We start from the raw sequence: 1,292 nt of genomic DNA on the forward strand, positions 1-1,292 counted from the left end.
CGCACATTTCGGGAGGCCTTGGCAATGCATCGCAGTGTCGGTCGGCTGGCCTACTATCAGGGCGCCCGACCTGGCTCGGATTTGCGGAACAGCCGGGCATAGACTTCGAGTTGGCCATGAAAGCTACGGCCGCACCGATACGCCTGACCGACGCGGCTGCGCGAAGACCCTATGACTAACCAGCTACCACCTCGCAGCTATTCTGAGGCAGGTAGCTGCTTCACGCTCTCTTGATTGAGGAGAGTTGCCAGCCCGATAATGATCTGCGGCATAACAAACGGCTTGGTGATCATCAGGCTGTTGGGCACTCCAAGCGACGGCCAGTCGTCCGCGCCATCGCCGCTCATGTATATCACCGGCATAGTGGGATTGACGGTTCGGAGGTGTCTGGCCACATCCCACCCGGTTCGGCCGTCTCCAAGCCTGATATCTGTGAGCAGAGCCGCAACTCGCTCCGGCTCACGATCAAAAATTGCAATGGCTTCAAGGCCCTTTGAGACGGGAATCACCTCAAACCCGGCCTCCGGAGGGAGCTTTCGATGTCCAAGAGAATGAAGCTTTCATCTCCACAACCAGTACGGAAACCGACGGCATTGAAAGGTATGCCTCCCTGAGTATTCCTCGGCAATTCAACGGCCGCAGGCCCGAAAATGCTCCTTAGACAATAACATATGTTAATGCGGCGAAAGCGGGCTGGGACTCGGAGGGCGCAGCCGAAAGGGAGGAGCCTCACGCAAAACAGTCATTTAGATAGGAACTTATAAACATATGTTATAGTTTGGAGGGTTCTGAGTGGTAGGTCATAGGGGAGCACGAATTTGAGGTCTGACTCGAGCGTCGCCTTGTCCCAAGGCTTATCGGAGAGACAGACATCACAGAGGCGCAAGCCCTGGAGTTGATATCGCTTCTAGGAGCGAATTGGTCCTCCCTGATGCGGGAGGCCAAAGGCATCAAGCACAATCTAAGGTCACCAACCATGCCGCCCTCGAGAACATTAGCGCCCCCAGCAAGTTAGGGCCAACCCCAAACAGGTTCTTGATGGCACAGGCTCCCTCTTCGAACATTTTAATCCGCAAGCTCCAGACCATCTCGGAACTCGCACCGTCAGATATTGCGCTCTTGGGGAACATCTCGATTCAGGAGAAGGAATATCATGCCAACGAAGACATTCTGCGCGAGGGCGACAAACCGACCCTTTCCTTCGTCGTTCTGGACGGCTTGATAGGCTCGACCAAACTAACCGGCGACGGCAAGCGTCAGATTTCCTCCTTTTTTGTTCCGGGCGACATTCC

The 1,292-nt window shown here is 55.3% G+C and carries 2 protein-coding genes; one reads left to right on the forward strand and one right to left on the reverse strand.

Annotation, left to right across the window (positions count from 1 at the left end; genetic code table 11):
• Positions 1 to 197: 197 nt before the first annotated feature.
• Positions 198 to 347: a hypothetical protein gene (locus tag NKI99_RS33720; RefSeq protein WP_352443302.1), complete on the reverse strand. Its 150-nt coding sequence runs from the start codon at positions 345 to 347 to the stop codon at positions 198 to 200.
• A gap of 691 nt (positions 348 to 1,038) precedes the next feature.
• Between NKI99_RS33720 and NKI99_RS33725 the strand changes: the two genes are divergently transcribed.
• Positions 1,039 to 1,292: cyclic nucleotide-binding domain-containing protein (locus tag NKI99_RS33725; RefSeq protein ID WP_352613742.1), on the forward strand; the 254-nt coding region annotated here is incomplete at its 3' end.

The organism is Mesorhizobium sp. M0239 (genome assembly GCF_040321815.1).
Lineage (GTDB): Bacteria > Pseudomonadota > Alphaproteobacteria > Rhizobiales > Rhizobiaceae > Mesorhizobium.

Coding starts and splice junctions, on each gene's coding strand:
- NKI99_RS33720 (WP_352443302.1), bottom strand. CDS start 347: ATGAGCGGCGATGGCGCGGACGACTGGCCGTCGCTTGGAGTGCCCAAC.